Origin of the sequence: Microbacterium sp. NPDC089188, from assembly GCF_040685155.1 — a bacterium.
In the GTDB taxonomy this organism is placed as follows: Bacteria; Actinomycetota; Actinomycetes; order Actinomycetales; family Microbacteriaceae; genus Microbacterium; species Microbacterium galbum.
This window is the reverse complement of record NZ_JBFBHH010000002.1, coordinates 430,347-451,945: the sequence shown is the minus strand read 5'-3', so window position 1 is coordinate 451,945 and position 21,599 is coordinate 430,347. Positions and strand designations below refer to the sequence as shown.

The 21,599-nt window shown below is 71.6% G+C and carries 16 protein-coding genes; 4 read left to right on the top strand and 12 right to left on the bottom strand.

Translation table 11 applies throughout. The annotated features are described in order from the left end of the window. Window positions 1-25: 25 nt before the first annotated feature. Window positions 26-1,096: an aspartate-semialdehyde dehydrogenase gene (locus AB0N80_RS08290; RefSeq protein ID WP_315994888.1), complete on the bottom strand. Its 1,071-nt coding sequence runs from the start codon at window positions 1,094-1,096 to the stop codon at window positions 26-28. 227 nt (window positions 1,097-1,323) lie between these two features. Then, a complete protein-coding gene (locus tag AB0N80_RS08285) occupies window positions 1,324-2,610 on the bottom strand; it encodes an aspartate kinase (protein WP_315994889.1) in 1,287 nt (428 codons plus the stop codon). Window positions 2,611-2,790: 180 nt separating this feature from the next. On the opposite strand from AB0N80_RS08285, the gene AB0N80_RS08280 reads away from it, so the two are divergent. Further along, window positions 2,791-4,188 (top strand): threonine/serine exporter family protein, encoded by a 1,398-nt coding sequence (locus tag AB0N80_RS08280; protein ID WP_315994890.1) that lies wholly within the window; start codon window positions 2,791-2,793, stop codon window positions 4,186-4,188. A 69-nt stretch (window positions 4,189-4,257) separates the two neighbouring features. Here AB0N80_RS08280 and recR read toward each other — a convergent pair whose 3' ends face one another. The 8 genes from recR to AB0N80_RS08240 all read right to left on the bottom strand — a co-directional run bounded on the left by recR (window position 4,258) and on the right by AB0N80_RS08240 (window position 15,755). Beyond that, window positions 4,258-4,851: a recombination mediator RecR gene (recR, locus tag AB0N80_RS08275; protein WP_315994891.1), complete on the bottom strand. Its 594-nt coding sequence runs from the start codon at window positions 4,849-4,851 to the stop codon at window positions 4,258-4,260. Beyond that, complete coding sequence (locus tag AB0N80_RS08270; RefSeq protein ID WP_363578432.1) at window positions 4,851-7,958, bottom strand: DNA polymerase III subunit gamma and tau; 3,108 nt, start codon at window positions 7,956-7,958, stop codon at window positions 4,851-4,853. The genes recR and AB0N80_RS08270 overlap by 1 nt, the downstream gene beginning before the upstream one ends. A 256-nt stretch (window positions 7,959-8,214) precedes the next feature. After that, window positions 8,215-10,752: a glycosyl hydrolase family 65 protein gene (locus tag AB0N80_RS08265; RefSeq protein WP_315994893.1), complete on the bottom strand. Its 2,538-nt coding sequence runs from the start codon at window positions 10,750-10,752 to the stop codon at window positions 8,215-8,217. Between the two features lie 121 nt (window positions 10,753-10,873). Then, window positions 10,874-11,608, bottom strand: coding sequence for a beta-phosphoglucomutase family hydrolase (locus tag AB0N80_RS08260; protein ID WP_363390050.1), 735 nt, complete (start codon window positions 11,606-11,608; stop codon window positions 10,874-10,876). An 84-nt stretch (window positions 11,609-11,692) separates the two neighbouring features. Next, complete coding sequence (locus tag AB0N80_RS08255) at window positions 11,693-12,850, bottom strand: amidohydrolase family protein (RefSeq protein ID WP_363578643.1); 1,158 nt, start codon at window positions 12,848-12,850, stop codon at window positions 11,693-11,695. Further along, window positions 12,850-13,635 (bottom strand): glucosamine-6-phosphate deaminase, encoded by a 786-nt coding sequence (nagB, locus tag AB0N80_RS08250; protein ID WP_363578431.1) that lies wholly within the window; start codon window positions 13,633-13,635, stop codon window positions 12,850-12,852. The genes AB0N80_RS08255 and nagB overlap by 1 nt, the downstream gene beginning before the upstream one ends. A 49-nt stretch (window positions 13,636-13,684) precedes the next feature. Next, window positions 13,685-15,274, bottom strand: coding sequence for a PTS transporter subunit EIIC (locus AB0N80_RS08245; protein WP_315994896.1), 1,590 nt, complete (start codon window positions 15,272-15,274; stop codon window positions 13,685-13,687). A 31-nt stretch (window positions 15,275-15,305) separates the two neighbouring features. After that, window positions 15,306-15,755 (bottom strand): PTS glucose transporter subunit IIA, encoded by a 450-nt coding sequence (locus AB0N80_RS08240; RefSeq protein WP_315994897.1) that lies wholly within the window; start codon window positions 15,753-15,755, stop codon window positions 15,306-15,308. 168 nt (window positions 15,756-15,923) lie between these two features. Here AB0N80_RS08240 and AB0N80_RS08235 point away from each other — a divergent pair, with 168 nt between their 5' ends. Further along, window positions 15,924-16,670 (top strand): GntR family transcriptional regulator, encoded by a 747-nt coding sequence (locus tag AB0N80_RS08235; protein WP_315994898.1) that lies wholly within the window; start codon window positions 15,924-15,926, stop codon window positions 16,668-16,670. A gap of 7 nt (window positions 16,671-16,677) precedes the next feature. On the opposite strand, the gene AB0N80_RS08230 is transcribed toward AB0N80_RS08235, so the two are convergent. Both AB0N80_RS08230 and pta read right to left on the bottom strand, forming a co-directional pair. Continuing rightward, complete coding sequence (locus AB0N80_RS08230) at window positions 16,678-17,910, bottom strand: acetate kinase (protein ID WP_363578430.1); 1,233 nt, start codon at window positions 17,908-17,910, stop codon at window positions 16,678-16,680. After that, window positions 17,907-20,045: a phosphate acetyltransferase gene (gene pta, locus AB0N80_RS08225; protein ID WP_315994900.1), complete on the bottom strand. Its 2,139-nt coding sequence runs from the start codon at window positions 20,043-20,045 to the stop codon at window positions 17,907-17,909. Before pta ends, AB0N80_RS08230 begins: the two co-directional genes overlap by 4 nt. A gap of 92 nt (window positions 20,046-20,137) precedes the next feature. Between pta and AB0N80_RS08220 the strand changes: the two genes are divergently transcribed. Both AB0N80_RS08220 and AB0N80_RS08215 read left to right on the top strand, forming a co-directional pair. Beyond that, window positions 20,138-20,809: an NUDIX domain-containing protein gene (locus tag AB0N80_RS08220; protein ID WP_363578429.1), complete on the top strand. Its 672-nt coding sequence runs from the start codon at window positions 20,138-20,140 to the stop codon at window positions 20,807-20,809. A gap of 138 nt (window positions 20,810-20,947) precedes the next feature. Beyond that, entirely contained in the window at window positions 20,948-21,589 is a 642-nt protein-coding gene (locus AB0N80_RS08215) for a DedA family protein (RefSeq protein ID WP_363578428.1), read from the top strand. The last annotated feature ends 10 nt before the right edge of the window (window positions 21,590-21,599 follow it).

Sequence of the window (21,599 nt, the reverse complement as noted above, 5' to 3'; positions counted from 1 at the left end):
CGCCCGCGGCATCCGGATGCCGGAATCAGACGGTCGCGGCCCGCTTCTGCGCGACGATCTCGGCGATCTGCACCGCGTTCAGCGCCGCGCCCTTGCGCAGGTTGTCGTTGCTGATGAACAGCACGAGGCCCTTGCCCTCGGGGGCCGACTGATCGGCGCGGATGCGGCCGACGTAGCTGGGGTCGGTGCCCGCGGCCTGCAGCGGCGTCGGGACCTCTTCGAGCGTCACGCCGGGGGCGTCGGCGAGGAGCTCCCGCGCGCGCTCGGGCGAGAGGTCGCGGGCGAACTCCGCGTTGATGCTGAGCGAGTGGCCCGTGAAGACGGGGACGCGCACGCAGGTCCCGGCCACGCGGAGGTCGGGGAGCTCGAGGATCTTGCGGCTCTCGTTGCGCAGCTTCTTCTCCTCGTCGGTCTCGTTGAGGCCGTCGTCGACGAGGTTGCCGGCGAAGGGGATGACGTCGAAGGCGATCGGGGCGACGTACTTCTCGGGCTCGGGGAAGTCGAGCGCCGAACCGTCGCGCACGAGCCGCTCGACGTCACCCTGCGCGAGGACGCCCTCGACCTGGCCGAGGAGCTCCCGCGCGCCGGCGAGACCGGAGCCGGAGACGGCCTGGTAGGTGCTGACGATGAGACGCTCGAGCCCCGCTTCGGTGTCGAGCACCTTGAGCACCGGCATCGCGGCCATCGTCGTGCAGTTCGGGTTGGCGACGATGCCTTTGACGGCCTGATCGATGGCGTGCGGGTTGACCTCGCTCACGACGAGGGGGACCTCGGGGTCCATGCGCCACGCGCTGGAGTTGTCGATGACCAGGGCGCCCGCCTCGGCGAAGCGGGGGGCGTGGGCGCGCGAACCGGTGGCGCCGGCGGAGAAGAGCGCGACCTCGACGCCGGAGGGGTCGGCCGTGGCGACGTCCTCGACGACGACCGAGTGGCCGCCGAACTCGACCGCGGTGCCCGCCGAACGGGCCGTGGCGAACAGGCGCAGCTCGCGAATCGGGAACGACCGTTCGGCGAGGATCTCGAGCATGACGGTGCCGACCTGGCCGGTGGCGCCGACGACGGCGAGGGAGATTCCGGAATCGGAGATGCGGGTCATGCGGGTACCTCGGTGGTTCGGGTGATGGATGCCGCGGAAGCGGCGTTCGGGTCAGGGTAGCGCGCGCCGCGGTGGGACGACCGACGGCCGGGAGCCCTCGCAGGAACTTTGACGGCTACGCGTCGATGAACGGCCGGATCCCGTCGGTGAGAGCGGAGACGACCGGAAAACTCCTGCCGCACGTCCGGACGCCGAGGCGGCGTCCGGCCCGAGTCGGGGAGGGTGGCTCAGCGACCGGTGCCGGCGTGGACGGTCGCCTCGGCGTCGCCGTCGAGACCGTACGCGGTGTGCACGAGGCGCGCGGCCTCGGCGAGGTCGACGCCGCGAACGACCACCGAGATCCGGATCTCGGAGGTCGAGATCATCTCGATGTTGACGCCAGCCATGCTGAGCGCCTCGAAGAGCGTCGCCGAGACGCCCGAGTGCGTGCGCATTCCCGCACCGACGACCGAGAGCTTGCCGATCTGGTCGTCGTGCACGAGGCTCTCGAACCCGACCTCGGACTGCTCGCCGGCGAGCGCCTTGAGCGCCGTCGTGGCATCGGTCTTGGGGAGAGTGAACGAGATGTCGGTGCGGCCGGTGGCGGCAGCCGACACGTTCTGCACGATCATGTCGACGTTGGCGCCGGACTTGGCGACGATCTTGAAGATGTCGGCGGCCTTGCCGGGCACGTCGGGCACGCCGATGACGGTGATCTTCGCCTGGCTGAGATCGGTGGCGACGCCGGCGACGATGGGCTCTTCCATGGCTCCTCTTTCGGGGACGAGTGCGGAGGTCTTCGAGGCGTCGAGCACCCAGGTGCCCTCGCTCGCACTGAATGTGGAACGCGCGTGGATCAGCACGCCGTGACGGCGGGCGTACTCGACCGCGCGGATGTAGAGCACCTTGGCGCCGTTGGCCGCGAGCTCGAGCATCTCCTCGCTGCCGACCCGGCCGAGCTTGCGCGCGAGCGGGACGACGCGGGGGTCAGCGGTGAAGATGCCGTCGACGTCGCTGTAGATCTCGCACACATCCGCCTCGAGCGCCGCGGCGAGCGCGACGGCGGTCGTGTCGGAGCCGCCGCGGCCGAGCGTGGTGATGTCGCGGGTGTCGCGGTTGAAGCCCTGGAAACCGGCGACGATGACGATCGCGCCCTCGTCGAGGGCCTCGCGCAGGCGCACCGGCGTCACGTCGACGATGCGGGCGGCCCCGTGCGTGGCATCCGTGATCATGCCCGCCTGGCTGCCGGTGAAGGAACGGGCCTCGAAGCCCATCGAGTGGATCGCCATGGCCAGCAGCGCCATCGAGATGCGCTCACCGCTGGAGAGCAGCATGTCGAGTTCGCGGGGAGCGGGGATCGGGGCGACCTGACCTGCGAGGTCGAGCAGTTCGTCGGTGGTGTCGCCCATGGCGCTGACCGCGACGACGACCTCGTGACCCGCACGACGGGTATCGACGATGCGCTTGGCGACGCGCTTGATGCTCTCGGCGTCGGCGACGGACGAACCGCCGTACTTCTGGACGATCAGAGCCATGAAAAGAACTCCTGGAGGGGTCGTGCGTCGGGATGTCACGGCGCCGGCGCTCGAGCCGCGCCCGTGGATCATCCTAGAGGCGCGTGCATAACCGCTCCGCCATGCGTCTTCGCGGGCTCCGCGAGGGCGGCGCGGATAGGATCGACAGGTTCCACCCCTCCCCCCTCCTGGAGCGATCGGATGCCGCCCACCCCTGGCCGCTGGCTGTCGTCGCTGCGACGACTCGTGCACACCGACGATGCGACGTCGCTCGACACGACGCTGCTCCCCGTCATCGACGAGGCGCTCGCCTCGCGCATCCTCGATCTCGCGATCCGCATCGGCGAGACGATGCTCGTCGTCGGAGCTCCGGCGAACGAGGTGACGCTGACCATCGTGCGCGTATGCGGCGCGTACGGACTCGACCCCGTCCACGTCGACGTCACCTACAACTCCATCACCATCGCGCACAGCCGCCCGGGCGCCTCCCACCCCACGACCCTTCTGCGCGTCGTGCGAGGGTCGGTCCCCGACCATGCGAAGCTGCAGCGCCTGCAAGCACTCGTCACCGAGATCACCGGCGGCCTCGCCCTCGACGACGCGATCGCCCGTTGCCGGGCGATCCGACGGCTCCCGTTCCGCTATCGCCCCGCGATCGTGATCGCCTCCCAAGCCACCCTCGCCGCCGGGGTCGCGATCATGTTCGGGGCCAACTGGCTCGCGCTGGTGCTGTCGTTCATCGCCGCCGCACTGGCCGCGACGACGCAGTACGTCATGGCCCGTGCGCGCGTACCGTACTTCTTCGCGCAGATCGCCGGCGGGTTCGTGCTCACCGTGGTCGCCGCGCTCTCCCCTCTGCTGCAGTACACCGGCATCGAGGCGGCCGCCGCGATCAGACCGTCGGTGATCGTGGCATCCGGGATCGTGCTCATGCTCGCCGGTCTCACGGTCGTGGGAGCAGCGCAGGATGCGATCGACGGCTTCGCGCTGACCGCGACCGGGCGCATCCTCGAGCTGACGACGCAGACGCTGGGCGTGGTGCTCGGGATCCTCGCGGGCCTCGAGACGGTGCGGGTGATCGGACTGGGGATGTCACCGCCGTCGAACGCCCTCCCCCTCGGCCCGGTCGTGTTCCAGTTCGTGGGCGCCGCGGTGATCGCCGTCGCCGTCGCGGTCTTCAACGGCGCGGGGGCGCGCATCATCGTCGTCAGCGCCGCGTTGAGCCTGGTCGCGTGGGCCGGTTACGTCGCCGCGACCGGACTCGGTTTCGAGGTCGCGGCCGCGAGCGGCGTGGGCGCGTTCATCGGCAGCTTCGTCGGCATCGTCGTGGCCTACCGGCTGCACGTGCCCTCGGTCGCCATCACCACCGCGGCGATCCTGCCGCTCGTGCCCGGAGCTGCGGTCTTCCGCGGTCTGCTGGGCATCGTGGAGTCGGGCGACGACCCCGCCGTGCTGATGACCGGTGTCACCACCCTCGCGGGCGCGGCGACGATCGGCATCGCCCTGGCGGTGGGCGCGTCGCTCGGCATCTACCTCGGGCAGCCGGTGCGGGCGACGTTGTCGAGCGTGACACGGGTGCGGGCGCGGGCGCGGGGGTAGAGCTCTCGCCGCGGGTTCGTCTCGGGTGGGGGCACGCTCCCGTCTGGTGCGCGTCTCACCGCGCGGAGCTCAGAGGGTGCGGCGTCCCTCGAACGCGCGCCCGAGCGTCACCTCGTCGGCGTACTCCAAATCGCCGCCGACCGGCAGGCCCGACGCGAGTCGCGTGACACGGATCTCGAGGGTGTGCAGCAAGCGGCTCAGGTAGGTCGCCGTCGCTTCGCCCTCGAGGTTGGGGTTGGTGGCGAGGATCACCTCTTGCACGGTCCCGTCGGCGAGGCGCTGCATGAGCTGCGTGACGCGCAGATCGTCGGGGCCGATGCCCGCGATCGGGCTGATGGCCCCACCGAGCACGTGGTACAGACCGCGGAACTCGCGCGTGCGTTCGATCGCCGCGACGTCTTTGGCGTCTTCGACGACGCAGATGAGGGTCGCGTTGCGACGCGGGTCGCGGCAGATCGAGCAGCGCTCCTGTTCGGAGACGTTGCCGCAGATCTCGCAGAACTTGACCTTGTCGCGGATCTCGCCGAGGAGCGTCGACAACCGCGAGACATCGAACGACGGCGACTGCAGGATGTGGAAGGCGATGCGCTGCGCCGACTTCGGGCCGATCCCGGGCAGGCGCCCGAACTCGTCGATCAGATCTTGGACGATGCCGTCGTACATCAGCTGAACCTCGCCGGGGGCTCGTAGGGTTCGTCACGCACGTAGGTGGCGCCGAGCATCTGCCGCACCACCGCTTCACCGTAGCGCTGCACACCCCCGCGGAGCGGTGCCATCCGGGGCACGACGACGGGCGGCAGCGGCGCCTCGGTCTCGTCGGCGGGCGGGATCACGTCGTCGTCGTCGACCTCGTCGGGCGCCGGGACGGACGGCGCGACCTCGCGCGGCGGCAGCACCGCACCGGAATGCGGGGCGGTCTGTGCCGGCTCGATCACGGCGTCGTCGGGTTCGTCGTCGACGGCCAGAGCAGTGGGGGCACCGTCCGACGACGGGATGGGGGCGACCGCCCATTCCGTCACCGACGACGCGTAGGGCGCCGAGGTGGAGGCCGAGCTCGAACCGGATGCCGGGGGAACCGGCCCTCGCGAACTCGCCGGTCCGGACGACGGCGCGTCGGCCGGGCGCCGAGGTGATCCACCGGACCCCCCGTCGCCGTCGAGGCGGGCGAGGTACTTCACGCGCACGCCCAGGACCGCCTGGATCGCCTGACGCAGATCTTCGCTCGGGCCGCCCTCGGGGGTACGGGTCTTGAACGCCGTGAGATCCGCCGTGGTGCGGAAGGCCAGGGTGAGCACGTCGGCGTCGAACGCGGCGACGGTGGCCGTGGACACCACCAACCACGACGACCTGCTGGCGACTTCGAGCTGGCCGAGCACCTCGGGCCAGGCGTCTCGCACGTGTCCCAGTTCGATCGGGCCGACGGGGATGGCGGGCGGGGTCGGGGCGACCGGCTCGAGGGGCGTCGGGTCGTCGGCGGGGGCGTCCGCACCCGTCGTCGCGGACGACGTCGAGGGAGCGGATGCCGCACCGGCGGGCGAGGAAGGAGCGGTCGGCTCCGCCGCCGCGGGGCCGTCGGAGCGTTCGCTCGAAGGGCTCGGTGTGCTCGTCGGCGTGGGGCCGGCGGGCGCAGGCTCGACGGTGGCGGGAGTCGCCTCGGTCGGGGTGCGCGCCTCGGACGGGCGAGCGGGCGGGGCCGGTGTGTCCGAGGGGGCGCTCGACGCGGCCTCGCCGGTCGGGGCCTCGCTGGTCCGCGCGTCGCCGGTCGGGGGCTCGCTGGTCCGTGCGTCGCCGGTCGGGGCCTCGCTGGTCGGCGTTGCGGCGCTCGGCGGTACGAGGTCCTCCGTCGCGACGGAAGCGCTCCTCGCCGAGGAAGGGCTCGACGCGACGTCTGGGCCCTGGGGCGGTGCACCTTCCGCCACAGAGCTCGATGCGCCGGGGGCCGACGTCGTCGGCCTCTCGGAGCCGGGCATCGGGGCGGTGTCGAAGGGGTGGGCGTCGCCGTCGTCGGCGAAGGGCGGCGGGGCATCGTCGTCGGTGAACGGCGGTGGCGCATCGTCGTCGGCGGGGAGCGGGGACCCGGGTCGGGCCGACGACCCGGACGCGTTCTGCGGGCCGGCGGAGCCCGGCTGAGCGATGCGCGAGGTCGTCGCCGCGGACGAGGGGGCATCCGCCTGCGATCGGGACGAGGACGCGCCGGGGTCGGCGATGCCGGGAGCGGCCACCGGCGTCGACACGGGCCGCGCGGGACCGGGGGACGCGACGGTCGGCGCGACGCCCGGTGACGCCACGGTGGGCGCCGCTGCAGGCGACCCCGTCGGCGCGGCGCCCGGTGATGCCACAGCGGGCGCCGCCGCGCCGGGCGAGGCCACGGGCGGTGCAGCGACGCCGGGGGCGGCGATGCGGGGCGCACCCGGCGACGCGATGGCGGGCGATGCGATCGACGGCGATGCGACCGGGGGCGATCCGGCCGCGGGGGCGGCGATGCGCGGCGCGCCCGGCGCCGACCCCCCGTCGCGCGGGGCGGCGACGCCGGGGGCGGCGATGTCGGCGGCGGGCGAGGCCGGGCGCCCCGTCGCGGGAGCGACGGGGGCGGAGGCTCCCGCGTGCGCGACGTCGAGATCGTGGGCGGTCGCCGGGGCGGTGCCCTGCGGGACGCCGGCGTGGGTGAGCACACGGGCCACGAGCAGCTCGAGCTGCAGACGCGGAGAGGTGGCCCCCGTCATCTCGTCGAGCGCGGCGACGACGAGGTCGGCCGTCCGCGACAGGCGGTGCACGCCGAAGGCGGTGGACTGCCGGGCCATGCGCTCGAGCTCGTCGTCGGGGACGCCGCGCAGCACGGCCGAGGCTCCCGCGCCGGTGGCGGCCACCACGATCAGGTCGCGAAGCCGTTCGAGCAGGTCGTCGACGAAGCGGCGCGGGTCTTGACCGGTCTGCACGACGCGGTCGACCGCGGCGAACGCCCCTCCCCCGTCGCCCGCGGCGAACGCGTCGACGACCTCGTCGAGGAGCTCGGAGTGGGTGTAGCCCAGCAGCGCCACGGCCCGCTCGTAACGCACGAGCACATGCCCCGCGGCATCCGCGTCGCTGCCGGCGATGAGCTGGTCGAGCAGTGACAGCGTGTCGCGCGGAGACCCTCCCCCGGCGCGCACGACGAGGGGCAGGACTCCGGCCTCGACGCCGACGCCCTCGCTCTCGCAGAGCTCCTGCACGTACTCGAGCATGGCCGCGGGCGGGACGAGACGGAACGGGTAGTGGTGGGTGCGCGAGCGGATGGTGCCGAGCACCTTCTCGGGCTCGGTGGTGGCGAAGATGAACTTCACGTGCGCCGGGGGCTCTTCGACGAGCTTGAGCAGGGCGTTGAAGCCCTGCTGGGTGACCATGTGCGCCTCGTCGAGGATGAAGATCTTGAAGCGGTCGCGGGCGGGCGCGAAGATCGCCCGCTCACGCAGATCGCGGGCGTCGTCGACGCCGTTATGGCTGGCCGCGTCGATCTCGACCACGTCGAGCGACCCGCCGCCGCCGCGGCCGAGCTCGACGCAGCTGTCGCACACGCCGCACGGGGTGTCGGTGGGGCCGGCTGCGCAGTTGAGGCAGCGGGCGAGGATGCGGGCGGACGTGGTCTTACCGCAGCCGCGCGGACCCGAGAACAGATAGGCGTGGCCCACGCGGTCACTGCGCAGGGCGGTCATGAGCGGCTCGGTCACCTGCGACTGCCCGATCATCTCGCCGAACGCCTCGGGGCGGTATCGGCGGTACAGGGCTGTCGTCACCCCACCAGCCTACGGCGTCCCTCCGACATCGCTTCCGTGACCGGCTCCGACCGGGTCGCCGCCGCCCGAGCTCGCCGATGTCGAACCCCGCGCGAGCCCCCCGACGCGCTCCCGAACAGGGGATGCCACCGGGACAGGCCGATCTCCCGGCATCCGCCCTGTTCTCGGCGGTTCCCCTGTTCTCGACGCCCCGCGCGCCCCCGCAACGACGAACGCGGCGACACCCCGGGAGGGATGCCGCCGCGTTCGAGCAGGATCAGAAGCCGCCGTCGAGGCCCACCGCGATGGGCGACTCGTCGTCGCTCACGAGCGGGATCGCCGCGGTCACGATCGGCACCGATGCCGACAGCAGCGTGCCGTCCTCGCGCACGGATCCCTCGAGCTGGCGGATCGAGGGGCGCCCCGGACGCACCGGACCCTGGCCGTGCAGCGCCACGCGCACGGTCTCGCCCGGCGCCACCGTGTAGTCGACGTCGCGCACCGCGAACGCGACGGGGCCGCCCTCTCCCCCGGCCCGCAGCGTCAGCGCGGTGGCGGTGAGGGTGACGTCGAGGCGGGTGCCGTGCCAGTGCAGCACGTACGACAGCTCGGGCCAGTCGGCGGGCAGGCGCGGGTCGAAGGTCAGGCGGCCGAAGTGGTCGCGCATGCCGCCGAAACCGCTCACGAGCGCCGTCCACACGCCGCCGGCCGATGCGACGTGCACGCCGTCGGAGGCGTTGTGGTGCAGGTCGCCGAGGTCGACGAACGCGGCCTGACGGAAGTACTCCAGCGCGAGGTCCTGATAGCCCACCTCGGCGGCCAGGATCGACTGCACGACGGCCGACAGCGTGGAGTCGCCCGTGGTCAGCGGGTCGTAGTACTCGAAGTCCGCGAGCTTCTCGGCATCCGTGAAGTGGTTGCCCTGCAGGAACAGCGCGAGCACCACGTCCGCCTGCTTCAGCACCTGGTACCGGTAGATCACCAGCGGGTGGAAGTGCAGCAGCAGGGGGCGCTGGTCGGGCGGGGTGTTCTCGAGGTCCCAGATCTCGCGCTCGAGGAACACGGCGTCCTGGGGATGGATGCCGAGGGCCTCGCTGAACGGGATGTGCATGGCCTCGGCCGCCTTCTCCCAGCCCTCGGGCTCCGAGGGGTCGAGGTTCATGCGGTCGGCCATGTGGGCGTAGGCGTCGGGGTCGTGCTCGGCGAGGTCGCGCACCGTGCGCGCGGCGAAGCGCAGGTTGAAGCGCGCCATGACGTTGGTGAACAGGTTGTCGTTCACGACCGTCGTGTACTCGTCGGGCCCCGTCACGCCGTGGATGTGGAACGAGTCGTGCTCGCCGTCGGCGGCGGCGTCGCTGGAGCGCCAGAAGCCGAGCGTCGACCACAGGCGCGCCGTGTCGACGGCGATGTCCACGCCCTCGCGGGCGAGGAACTCCTCGTCGCCCGTCGCCCGGACGTACTTGGCGAGCGCGAAGGCGACGTCGGCGTTGATGTGGTACTGCGCGGTGCCGGCGGCGTAATACGCCGATGCCTCCTCGCCGTTGATCGTGCGCCACGGGAACAGGGCGCCCGCCTCGTTGAGCTGGTGCGCGCGCTTGCGGGACGCGGGGAGCATGAGGTACCTCATGCGCAGGGCGTTGCGCGCCCACAGCGGCGACGTGTACGCGAGGAACGGCAGGACGTAGACCTCGGTGTCCCAGAAGTAGTGGCCGCTGTAGCCCGACCCCGTGACGCCCTTCGCGGGCACGCCCTGCCCGTCGGCGCGGGCCGCGGCCTGCGCCAACTGGAACAGGCACCAGCGGGTCGCCTGCTGCAGGTCGCCATGACCGCCGATGCGCACGTCGGAGCGATCCCAGAAGTCGGCGTACCAGGCGATCTGCTGCTCGACGAGGCGGTCGATGCCCGTCTCGACCGCCCGGTCGAGGGTGCGGCGGCAGCGGTCGAGGAGCTCGCCCGTGGGCACACCACGCGAGGTGTGGTAGCTCACCAGCTTGGTGATGGTGGTCGGAACGCCGGCCCGCGCGTGCACGCGGTAGACGTTCTTCGCGATGTCGGGCTCGATGAGTCGCCGCGAGGTGTACTCGTTCTGCGTGTCGACGAGGTGGTCGGCGATGACGGCGAGGGTCATGCCCGATTCGCTGACCTCGTAGCTCAGCGCCGAGCGTTCGCCGTCCTGCCAGTACTCGCGCGGCTGCAGCACGCGGTCGCTGAGCTTCTCGGTCTTACGCGGGTCGAATCCGGACTGCGTGGATGCCATCGGCGAGCCGCCATAGATGCCCTCGCCATCCTGGCGGTTGAGCAGCTGGCTGCTGACCGTGACGGGCGCGTCGGAGTCGAGGACGGTGACGGTCAGACGCAGCACGGCGAGGTGCTTCTCGTCGAACGACACGAACCGCTCGTCCTGGATGCGCACGCGCTTACCCGAGGGCGTCACCCACAGGATGTCGCGACGGAGGATGCCCTGGCGCATGTCGAGCACGCGCTCGTACTCGCGCACGTCGGCGACGTCGAGCGAGAGCGGCTCGTCGTCGACGTAGACGCGCATGACCTTGGCATCCGGTGCGTTGATGATCGTCTGGCCGACCTCCGCGAAGCCGTACGCCTGCTCGGCGTGACGGATCGGGAAGGTCTCGTGGAAGCCGTTGATGAACGTGCCCTGCTCGAGGGCGAAGCGCCCCTCGATGGAGTTGCCGCGCAGGCCCAGGTAACCGTTGCCGACGGCGAAGAGGGTCTCGGTGACCCCCACGTCGTCGAGGGAGAACTGGGTCTCGACGAGTCGCCACTCGTCGATGGGGAAGCGATCGCGATCGATCATCGGGCGGGCCTTCCGGTGGCGGGTTCGGGTCGGCACGAGCGGGCGGCATGCCGCTCGGGCGGGTGAGGTTCGGGGGCACCGTCCGCAGACGGAGCGAGGGACGCCGCGCGCAGGCGACGGCTCAGTCTACGAACGCGGCGAGGTCGTCGACGACCACCGTCGCGCCGGCGGTGGAGAGGTCGTCGGCGCCGACGCCGCGGTCCACGCCGACCACCACGCCGTAGCCGGCCGCGACGGCCGAGCGCACGCCGCTCAGCGCGTCTTCGACCGCGACCGATCGCGCGGGATCGACGCCCAGCATGCGGGCGGCCTCGGCGAACACGTCGGGGGCGGGCTTGGATGCCAGATGGTCGCGCTCGGCGACCACGCCGTCCATCACGACGGGGAACCGGTCGCGCAGCCCCGCGGCCTCGAGCACCTCGACGGCGTTCTTCGAGCTCGACACGACCGCGATCGGGGTGCCGGCGGCCTGGAGCACGTCGAGGAGGGCGACGGACCCCGGATAGGGACGGATGCCCTCGCTGCGGAGGATGCGGGAGAACACCTCGTTCTTGCGGTTGCCGACGCCGCACACGGTGTCTTCGCTGGGGTCGTCCGACGGGTCACCCCACGGCACCTCGACGTCGCGGCTGCGCAACAGGCTCGCGACCCCGTCGTAGCGCTTCTTTCCGTCGACGTATTCGAAGTAATCGCGGTCGGTGTAGGCCGGTTCGATCTTCCACGCCGCGAACAGCTCGTCGAACATCGTCTTCCACGCGCGCATGTGCACCTCGGCGGTGGGGGTGAGAACCCCGTCGAGGTCGAACAGCACGCCGTCGAACGAGGTGAGGTCGGGCAGGTCGGGGCTGTCGGTCACGGCGTGCTCCAGATCGGGGTGCGGTGGCGCGGGCGCCCGGAGCGCCGCCCCTCCAGCGTAGTGGCGGGACGACGCGGCGAGGGGCTATCGCGCGGTGACCGAGAGGGCGCGTCCGCCGATCCACACCTGGGACGGATGCCAGTCGGCATCCCACTGCACGAGATCGGCCGCCGCCCCCTCGGCGACGTGACCGATGTCGGTGCGCCCCAGCGAGCGCGCGGCGTTCTCTGTGCAGGCCGACAGGACGGCGGCGGGGTCGAGCCCCGCGGCGATCATGCGGCACACGCCCTCATCCAGCACGATGCCGGCACCGGCGATCGTGCCGTCTCGTCGCCGGCCGAGCCCGTGGGCGTCGTTGGCGACCGGCTGACCGCCGAAGTCGCACCACCGGTCGGTCTCGAGCCCCGCGGTGACGATCGCGTCGGTGACGCCGACCGTGCGTCGAGCGGCGGAGGCGAGCACGAGCGAGACCACGCTGGGGTCGAGGTGCTGCCCGTCGATGATCGTGCCGACGAAGAAGCGATCGTCGGAGAGCACCGCGCCGGGGACCCCGGGTTCACGCGGTTTGAGGGGGCGCTGGGCGTTGAAGACGTGGGTCGTCATCGTGGCGCCGGCGTCGCCCGCCGCGTGCACCTGCGCGGCGGTGGCGTCGCTGTGCCCGACCGCGACCACGTAGCCCTCCCCGGCGAGACGGTGGACGGCTTCGAGCGCGCCGGGGAGCTCCGGGGCGAGGGTGACGGTGCGCAGCGCGGCGCGGGCCGCGGGGCGCTCGAGCAGGGTATCGAGGTGCTCGCGGGCGGGGGCGAGCATGAGGTCGGCGCGGTGCGCGCCCTTACGGGCGGGCGAGAGGAACGGGCCCTCGAGGTGCGCGCCGAGGACACGGGCGACGGGTTCGTCGGCGAACCGCTCCTTCGCCCGTCCGACGCGCTCGAGGGCGGCGACGGTGTCGGGCAGGGGCGCGGTGATGACGGTCGGCTCGATCCCGGTGACCCCGCGCGCGGCGAGCCCGGCGAGGAGAGTTCGCCACCCCGCCTCGTCGGCGGCCGCCACGTCGACTCCGAACGAGCCGTTGACCTGGAGGTCGAGCATGCCCGCCGTCACGACGCCGTCGACGACGTCGTGATCGACGCTCTCGTCCCCCGTCGCCGGGCGGATGCGGGTGATCCGCCCCGCGGCGATCTCGAGGACGACGGGGCCCACGAACGATCCCCCGATCAGCGCCCGCGCGGCACGCAGGCGCATCACAGCCCCTGCCCCGCCGGCTTCCCGGCGTAGGTGGTGCGGTAGTAGTCGACGAAGGCGAGCTGGCTCGCGGCATCCTCGTCGACGACGACCGTCGCGTGGGGATGCAGCTGCAGCACCGAGGCCGGCCACCGCGCCGACACGGGTCCCTCGACCGCCTCGCGCACCGCTTGCGCCTTGCCGCGGCCGAAGCCGAGCATGATCGCGTGACGGCTGTCGAGGATCGTCGCCAGCCCCTGCGTGAGGCAATGGGTGGGGACCTGATCGATGTCGCCGTCGAAGAACCGGGCGTTGTCCTGCCGTGTGCGGGGGGTGAGGGTCTTCAGTCGCGTCCGACTCGCGAGGCTCGACATCGGCATGTTGAAGGCGAGGTGACCGTCGGTTCCGATCCCGAGGATCTGCAGATCGATGCCTCCCGCGTCGCGGATGCGCTGCTCGTACGCGGGACCGGCCTCCAGCGGCGGGACCTCGAGGTCGCCCGGGCCGAGGATCGCGTCGGGGGCGAAGTCGACGTGCTGCTCGAGCTCGGTGCGGATGAACTCGCGGTACCGCTCGGGGTGACCGGCGGGCAGCCCGACGTACTCGTCGAGCAGGAACGCCCGCACCCGCGCGAAGCTCAGGTCCTCGTCCCGGTGACGGCGCGCGAGCTCGCGGTACACCGGAAGGGGCGTCGAGCCCGTGGCGAGGCCGAGCACCGCCGACGCAGTGGCGTGCAGCAGGGCGGTGTAGGCGTCGGCGACGACGCGGGCGGCATCCTCGGAGGTGGGGACGACGACGACCTCCATCACCGTCCCCCTCTCGCTCGGGCGCCGAGGGCGCGGCATCCGTTCGTCATCACAGCACCTCGAGGATGTCGTTCTTGAGCATCTCGGCGCGGGGGCCGAAGACGGCCTGCACGTTGTCGCCGACCTCGAGCACCCCGGCGGCGCCGAGCTGCTTCAGTCGTGCGTGGTCGACGAGTGTGCGGTCGGCGACCTCCATGCGCAGGCGTGTGATGCAGGCGTCGACGTGCTTGAGGTTGGCGCGGCCTCCGAAGGCGTCGATGAGCTGCTCGGCGGTGGACCCGGTGGGAGCCGGGGCGGGCGCAGCGGCTGCGGCAGTGTCGGTGGCGGTGGCGACGGCCGGCGCGGACGGGGCGATCGGCGTTCCGGCGGCGGGGTCGGCGTCGGCGTCGACCGCGGGGGCGTCGCTCGTCGGGGCGGACAGGTCTTCGCGGCCCGGGGTGCGCAGGTTCCACTTCTTGATGACGAGGCGGAACAGGAGGTAGTAGACGCCGAAGTAGATCACGCCCATCACCACCAACAGCCAGATGTTGTTCGCCGCCGGCGCCGTGCCGTACAGGAGCAGGTCGAACAGTCCCGCGGAGAACGAGAAACCGAGGTGGATGTCGAGCAGGTAGGCGACGGCGAGCGAGATGCCGGTGAGCACCGCGTGCACCACGTAGAGCGGGAACGCGACGAACATGAACGCGAACTCGAGCGGTTCGGTGATCCCGGTCAGGAACGCCGTGAGGCCGGCGGCGCCCAGGATGCCGATCGCGGCCTTGCGCTGCGCGGGATTGGCCAGGTGGATCATGGCGAGCGCGGCGGCGGGGAGACCGAACATCAGGACAGGGTAGAAGCCCGAGGTCAACGCACCCGCGGTGGGATCGCCCGCGGCGAAGCGGGTGAGCTCACCGGTGACGACGCTGCCGTCGCCCTTCGTGTACGAGCCCTGCAGGAACCACACGTAGGAGTTGAGGATGTGGTGCAGCCCCACGGGGATGAGCATGCGGTTGGCGAATCCGTAGACGAAGGCGCCGATCGCGCCCGTGCCGCCGATGAAGGCCCCGAGGCCCGTCAGGCCGGTGTCGAAGATCGGATAGAAGTAGCTGAGCCCGAACCCGACGACGAGGCTCGCGAGCGAGACGACGATGGGAACGAACCGGCGCCCACCGAAGAATCCCAGGTAGGACGGCAGTTGGATGGTGTGGTACCGGTCGAACAGCCACGCCGTGAGCAGGCCGATGACGATGCCGCCGAACACGCTGTAGTTGATCTGCACCTGATCGCCCGCGGCCGTGGTCTGCCCGGCGAGCACCACCGGCGACATCGCCTTGAACACGTTCGCGAGCACGAGGTATCCGACGACGGCCGCGAGCGCCGTCGATCCGTCGGCCTTCTTCGCGAAGCCGATCGCGACGCCGACCGCGAACAGCAGCGCGAGGTTGTCGAACAGCGCACCGCCGGCCGCGCTCATGGCCTGGAAGAAGGGGCCGATGACCGGCAGGTCGATCTGGCCCAGCAGGTCGGGCTGACCGAGACGGAGCAGGATGCCGGCGGCCGGCAGCACCGCGATGGGCAGCATGAGGCTCTTGCCCAGGCGCTGCATCTGCGCGAAGCCCGGGATTCCACGGCGGCGCGCGGTGGGGACGGTGGTGGCCATGACGGTTCTCTCTCGACGGTGACGGAACGGATCAGACGGACAGAAGGGGGGTACCGGGGGTGATCTCGGCGCCCTCGGCGGCGTGCAGGGACACGTCGTCGGCGGAGCGCTCGAGGACGACCACGGGGACGACGCTGGCGAGGCCCGCCGCGCGGATCGCCGGCACGTCGTAGGCGATGACCGGGGTGCCCGCCGCAACCCGATCGCCCTTGGCGGCATAGGGCGTGAAGCCCTCGCCCTGGAGCTGGACCGTGTCGAGCCCGAGGTGCACGAGCACGCCCACCCCCTCGTCGGTCACGACGACGAACGCGTGCGGGAAGACCTGCAGCAGCGTGCCCTCGACCGGCGAGACGACGTCGACGATCTCGAGAGGCGGCTCGACCGCGACGCCCGGACCCATCGCCCCCTGGGCGAACAACTGATCGGGTACGTCGGCGAGCGGCAGGACGACTCCGACGAGCGGGGACAGGATGACGGTCACGGGGACTCCTCGGGGGCGGCGGTTCGACGGTACGCACCAGCGACCGTCGCTTAGGTTGGGGAAGATCAGATCGTCTTCGCCCGCGCCGACCACGTGGCTCGTACTGGTACGTACCAGTGAAGCTACTGGTCACCGTCGGGCGTGTCAACACCGAAAGTCGACGCCGTCATGCCCCGTCTCCGCGATGCCGACACCCCGCCCGCCGTCACCGCCGGCCCCATTCCCAAGCACGCCCAGTTGCGCGCGATCCTGCTGTCGGACATCGGCAGCACGTGGCCGGCCCACGCGGCCATCCCGTCGGAACGCGAGCTGTCGACCCGCCACGGGGTGAGCAGGGCGACCGTGCGCGAGGCGCTGCGGCAACTGATCGACGAGCAGAAGCTGTACACGGTGCAGGGGAAGGGCACCTTCGTCGCCGGCGAGCGCGTGCAGTCCCAGCTGCACCTCGCGTCGTTCACGGAGGACATGCGTCGACGGGGCATGGTCGCCACGACCCTCGTCCGCCGCGCCGAGAGGGCGATCCCGCCCCTCGACGTGCGCGCAGCCCTCGGCCTCGATGAGGACGAAGAAGCCTGGTCGATCGAGCGTCTGCGCCTGGCCAACGGCATCCCGATGGCCCTCGAGACCGGCTGGTACTCACCGCGTCTCGCCGACGACCTCGGCGAGCAGGACCTCGGCACGTCGCTCTACGGCCTGTTGGCCGAGAGGTACGGCGTCCGCATCGACGCCGCCGAGCAGACGGTGTGGACGGAAGCGGTCGAGGATGCCGTCGCGACGGCGCTCGCGGTGCCTCCCGGGTCGCCGGTCCTGGTGTTCCGGCGCACGTCGCGCTCCGGCGGTCGCGCCGTCGAGCACGTCACGTCGTGGTACCGCGGGGATCGCTACCAGGTGCACATGGCGCTGGCCGGAGGCTGAGTCGACCTCAGGCCGTGACCGACAGCGTCTGCCGGGCGATCTCGAGCTCCTCGTCGGTCGGTACGACGAGCACCTCGACGAGCGAGGCATCGGTGGAGATGCGACGGATGCCGCGCTCGCGCGCCGCGTTGCGCGCGGGGTCGATCTCGACGCCGGCGAAACCGAGGGTGGCCATCGCCTCCGCGCGGACCGCGGGGGCGTTCTCCCCCACCCCCGCCGTGAACGAGATGACATCGACCCCGCCGAGCTGGGCGAGGTAGGCCCCTGCGTAGGCGCGCAGGCGGTGGATGTAGACGTCGAAGGCGAGCCGCGCCGCCGGGTCGCCGGCATCCCGTCGCTCCTGGATGTCGCGCATGTCGGAGACGCCGGCGATGCCGAGAAGGCCGGACCGCTTGTTCAGCAGCGTGTCGAGATCGGCAATGGACATCTCGGCACGACGGGCGAGCTGGAGGAGCACGGCCGGGTCGAGATCGCCCGAGCGCGTTCCCATGACGAGACCCTCGAGGGGGGTGAGCCCCATCGAGGTGTCGACCGAGCGGCCACCCTCGATCGCGGCCACGGAAGCACCGTTGCCGAGGTGGAAGACGATCTGCTTCAGCTCACCGAGGGGGCGCCCGACGAAGGCGGCGGCGGCCTCGCTGACGAACTTGTGGCTCGTGCCGTGGAAGCCGTAGCGACGGATGCGGTGCGCCTCGGCGACCTCGCGATCAATGGCGTAGGTGTACGCCTCGGGAGCGAGGGACTGATGGAACGCGGTGTCGAAGACCGCGACGTGCGGCACGGTCGGAAACGCCTTCTTGGCGGCGACGATGCCGGCGAGGTTCGCGGGGTTGTGGAGCGGCGCGAGCACCGACAGCTCGTCGATGTTGATCTCGACGAGGGGGGTGACCACGGTCGGCGCGAAGAACCGCGCGCCGCCGTGGACGACGCGATGGCCGACCGCGACCGGCGGGTGCTCGTCGAGCGAGGGTCCGTGCGCGGCGAAGGCCTCGAGCATGACGGCGAAGCCGGCGGTGTGGTCGGGGATCTCGCGCTCGATGGTCGAGGTCGCGTCGGTGACCGTGGGCGCAGGGCACTCGGGCGAGGCGAGGGCCGCCGCCTTCACCGTGTGCCGCGCGACCCCGGTCGACTCCCCGATGCGCTCGACGAGGCCGCTCGCCAGGACTTCTTCGCGCGCCATGTCGAGCAGCTGGTACTTGAACGACGACGATCCGCTGTTGACGACGAGCACGACGCTCATTCGGGGCTCCCCTGGGCCTGGATCGCGGTGATCGCGATGGTGTTGACGATGTCGTCGACGAGCGCTCCGCGCGACAGGTCGTTGATGGGCTTGTTCAGCCCCTGCAGGACCGGTCCGATCGCGACGGCGCCGGCCGAACGCTGCACCGCCTTGTAGGTGTTGTTGCCCGTGTTGAGGTCGGGGAAGACGAACACCGTGGCGCGTCCGGCGACCTCCGATCCCGGCATCTTGGCGCGTGCCACGGCCGCGTCGGCGGCGGCGTCGTATTGGATGGGTCCCTCGACGAGGAGCTCCGGAGCGCGCTCGCGCACCAGGGCGGTCGCCGCGCGCACCTTCTCGACGTCGGCACCGGTGCCGGACTCCCCCGTCGAGTACGACAGCATCGCCACGCGCGGGGCGATGCCGAACTGCTCGGCCGTGGCCGCCGACGACACGGCGATGTCGGCGAGCTGCTCACTGGTCGGATCGGGGATGACGGCGCAGTCGCCGTACACGAGCACGCGATCGGCGAGCGCCATGAGGAACACGCTCGACACCACCGAGACGCCCGGGGCGGTCTTGATGATCTCGAACGCCGGACGGATGGTGTGCGCCGTCGTGTGCGCAGCACCCGAGACCATGCCGTCGGCCAAGCCCAGGTGCACCATCAGGGTGCCGAAGTACGACACGTCGGTCACGGTGTCGGCGGCCTGCGCGTAGGTGACGCCCTTGTGCGCCCGGAGCCGGGCGTACTCGGTGGCGAACTTGTCGACGTGCACGGCGTCGAAGGGGCTGAGCACCTCGGCATCGCGGATGTCGATACCCAGCTCGATCGCGCGCCCGCGCACCTCGATCGGCTCGCCGAGGATCGTCAGGTCGGCGATGCCGCGCGAGAGGACGGTGGCCGCCGCCCGCAGGACGCGGTCGTCGGTGCCCTCGGGCAGCACGATGCGGCGCTTGTCGGCGCGGGCCCGGTCGACGAGGCCGTACTCGAACATGAGCGGGGTGACGACGCTCGGGCGGGCGACGCCGAGCTCGCGCGTGAGCAGCTCGGTGTCGACGTGGCGCTCGAACAGTGCGAGTGCGGTGTCGTAGCGGTGCTGGGAGTCGGCGGCCAGGCGACCGCGCGTGTTCATGATGCGCACGGCGGTGTCGTACGTGCCGAGGTCGGTGGCGATGATCGGCAGCGGCGAGCCGAGGCCGTCGATGAGTCGCACGATCGAGTCGGGCAACTCGAACCCGCCGTTGAGCACGATGCCCGCCAGCGACGGGAAAGTGCCCGACGCGTTGGCGAGCAGCGCCGCGAGCAGCACCTCAGTGCGGTCGGCCGGGATCACCACGACCGCGGACTCCTTCAGTCGCGGCAGCACGTTGACCATCGACATGCCCGCCACGACCACGCCCAGCACCTCGCGCGTGAGCAGCGCCGGGTCGCCCTTGATGAGCTCGCCCTCGACCGAGCGCAGGACGCCGCGGACCGACGGCGCGATGAGGAAGCGGTCTTCCGGAAGCGCCCACACGGGAACGGTGCGGTCCTCTCCGGCGACCGGAGCGGCGTCGACGACCTGGCGAACGGATGCCACGATCTCGTCGAGGTGGTCGGCATCGGCGCGGTTGGCGATCACGGCGAAGAGCGCCGCACGCTCGTGCTGCAGCTCCGAGATGGCGAGGGAGGCGATCTGACCGACCTCCTGCGGGGTGCGTGCGACCGACAGACCGAGGGTCTCGCTGTGCCCCTGCTGCGCGCGGCCACCGAGAACGAGAAGCACCGGGGCACCGAGGTTGGCGGCGATGCGCGCGTTGTAGGCGAGCTCGGCGGGGCTGCCGACGTCGGTGTAGTCGCTGCCGATGATGACCACGGCGTCGCACTGCGCCTCGACGGCCTTGTAGCGCTCGACGATGCGCGCCAGCGCCGCATCGGCGTCGTCGCGCACGTCGTCGTAGGTGACGCCGACGCAATCGTCGTACGCCAGGTCGACGCTGTCGTGGTCGAGCAGCATCTCGAGCACGTAGTCGCGTTCGGCCGTGGAGCGCGCGATGGGGCGGAACACCCCCGCGCGCGGCGTGACGCGGCTGAGGGCGTCGAGGACGCCCAGAGCCACGGAGGATTTGCCCGAATGACCTTCGGCCGACGTGATGTAGATGCTCTGCGTCACGCGTCCAGCCTAGAGCGGGCCCCCGACACCGCTTCGGGGTTGCTTCGGCGTCGAGTCATCAGGACGACCCGGCAGCACTATCGTTCCGAATCATGAACGATGCGCGTCCCGGCACCACCGTCCCCGACCACCGCGGTCGCACCGGCCTGCACCTGACCGGTCTCGGCCTCGACCGCAACCCGCGCGTGGTCGTCGAAGACGTCGAGCTGCTCGCTGCGGGCTGGCACGTACTGCGCGCGACCACGTTCCGCTACCGCGGCGACGACGGCACCTGGAGCACGCAGACGCGCGAGACCTACGATCGCGGCAACGGCGCGACGGTCCTGCTCTACGACCCGGCCCGGCGGACCGTGCTGCTCACCCGGCAATTCCGCTACCCCGTGTACGTCAACGACCACCCCGACGGCATGCTGATCGAGACCGCGGCGGGGCTGCTCGACGACGATGACCCGGTGACCGCGATGCGCCGGGAAGCCGAGGAGGAGACCGGGGTGCGGGTCGACGAGGTCGAGCCGGTCTTCGAGGTGTACATGAGCCCCGGATCGGTCACCGAGCGTCTGCACTTCTTCGCCGCCGCTTACGACGGCTCCGCGCGCCACGGCGATCGCGGGGGCCTCGCCGAAGAGGACGAGGAGATCGAGATCCTCGAGTACGACATCGACGACGCCCTGTCGATGATCCGCGACGGGTCGATCCAGGATGCCAAAACGATCATGCTCCTGCAGTGGGCGGTGCTGGACGGGCCGTTCTCCCCCGGCCGCTGACGCGCCGGTGCGATCACGGTCGCGGGGCGCCGTCAATCTTGGCGAAATCTGGGAGGACCGGTTCTACCGTCGACTGCGTCGGCGCTCCCGCTCCGGCACGGGCGGCCCGTTCCGCCCCGGACCGGAGGATCACGCCGCATGCTCACCGCCCTGAATCCCTTCGACGCGGCATCCGTGCTGCAGGCCTTCGGGCCCTTCGTCCTCGCCGGGATCGCCCTCCTCGTCTTCATCGAGTCGGGGGTGCTCTTCCCCTTCCTTCCGGGCGATTCCCTGCTGGTGACGGCGGCGATCCTCAGCGACCCTCTCGGCATCGCTCCGTGGCAGGTGGCTGTCGTCGCGTCGCTCGCCGCACTCGCGGGTGATCAGGTCGGATTCTGGCTCGGCCGACGCTTCGGCCGGCGACTGTTCCGCGACGACGCGCGCCTGCTCACGACGGCACGTCTGGCCGAAGCCGAGGCCTTCTTCGCGCGCTGGGGCGGCCTCTCGCTCGTGGTCGGCCGGTTCGTCCCCATCGTGCGCACCTACGTGCCCCTCGTCGCGGGCGCTGCCGACATGCCCTATCGCCGGTTCCTGCTGTGGAACGCCGTCGGCGCCATCGGCTGGTCGTGCGCGATGACCCTGGTGGGGGTGCTGCTGGGCGGCATCCCGTTCATCGCCCACAACATCGACGTGCTCGTCATCGTGATCGTCGCGGTGTCGGTCCTGCCCGTGGTCATCGCGGCAGTGCGGCGACGTCGCGCGGGCGGCGGGACCGGGCGGTCGGTGGAGGGCCGCCGCTGAAGCGTCGGAG

What these genes read in the sequence shown, in the direction of transcription:
- AB0N80_RS08280 (WP_315994890.1), top strand. Translation starts at nt 2,791, where the DNA reads ATGCCGCCCACCCCTGGCCGCTGGCTGTCGTCGCTGCGACGACTCGTG.
- nagB (WP_363578431.1), bottom strand. Translation starts at nt 13,635, where the DNA reads ATGGAGGTCGTCGTCGTCCCCACCTCCGAGGATGCCGCCCGCGTCGTC.
- AB0N80_RS08265 (WP_315994893.1), bottom strand. Translation starts at nt 10,752, where the DNA reads ATGATCGATCGCGATCGCTTCCCCATCGACGAGTGGCGACTCGTCGAG.
- recR (WP_315994891.1), bottom strand. Translation starts at nt 4,851, where the DNA reads ATGTACGACGGCATCGTCCAAGATCTGATCGACGAGTTCGGGCGCCTG.
- AB0N80_RS08290 (WP_315994888.1), bottom strand. Translation starts at nt 1,096, where the DNA reads ATGACCCGCATCTCCGATTCCGGAATCTCCCTCGCCGTCGTCGGCGCC.
- AB0N80_RS08245 (WP_315994896.1), bottom strand. Translation starts at nt 15,274, where the DNA reads ATGGCCACCACCGTCCCCACCGCGCGCCGCCGTGGAATCCCGGGCTTC.
- AB0N80_RS08285 (WP_315994889.1), bottom strand. Translation starts at nt 2,610, where the DNA reads ATGGCTCTGATCGTCCAGAAGTACGGCGGTTCGTCCGTCGCCGACGCC.
- AB0N80_RS08220 (WP_363578429.1), top strand. Translation starts at nt 20,138, where the DNA reads ATGAACGATGCGCGTCCCGGCACCACCGTCCCCGACCACCGCGGTCGC.
- AB0N80_RS08230 (WP_363578430.1), bottom strand. Translation starts at nt 17,910, where the DNA reads ATGAGCGTCGTGCTCGTCGTCAACAGCGGATCGTCGTCGTTCAAGTAC.
- AB0N80_RS08235 (WP_315994898.1), top strand. Translation starts at nt 15,924, where the DNA reads ATGCCCCGTCTCCGCGATGCCGACACCCCGCCCGCCGTCACCGCCGGC.
- AB0N80_RS08215 (WP_363578428.1), top strand. Translation starts at nt 20,948, where the DNA reads ATGCTCACCGCCCTGAATCCCTTCGACGCGGCATCCGTGCTGCAGGCC.
- AB0N80_RS08255 (WP_363578643.1), bottom strand. Translation starts at nt 12,850, where the DNA reads ATGCGCCTGCGTGCCGCGCGGGCGCTGATCGGGGGATCGTTCGTGGGC.